The sequence below is a fragment of the Halalkalibacter flavus genome, assembly GCF_036663575.1.
Taxonomy (GTDB): Bacteria; Bacillota; Bacilli; order Bacillales; family Bacillaceae_D; genus Halalkalibacter; species Halalkalibacter flavus.
The window spans coordinates 1-263 of the sequence record NZ_JAWRVK010000275.1; the positions used below are offsets into that span (position 1 = coordinate 1).

Below are 263 nucleotides of genomic sequence, written 5' to 3' on the forward strand. Positions count from 1 at the left end.
CCCGCACGCCCCCGGTCTTGGTCGGATGGCTCTCGTCCTGTTTCGGTTCTTTTGGCCGCTTCTTGCCTCCCGGCCGGATCGACTGCGGGCGCCGCTTCAGCGGCCGCTTCGAGGGCCGGCTCGTCGGGACCGCCGCGCTGGGCGCGACGAGGGGCTGCATCGGCTGTCTGGTCCTCGTCGACGGATGTCGATGCGGATAGATATCGAGATCGAGGTATGTATGGATGTGATCAGACAGGATCGACAGGAAGATCCAAAAGCAC

1 protein-coding gene is annotated in these 263 nt (G+C 64.3%); it reads right to left on the reverse strand.

Annotation, left to right across the window (positions count from 1 at the left end):
* Nucleotides 1–263 (reverse strand): hypothetical protein (locus tag SAY88_RS25180; RefSeq protein ID WP_332635167.1); only part of this gene is annotated, 263 nt, incomplete at both ends.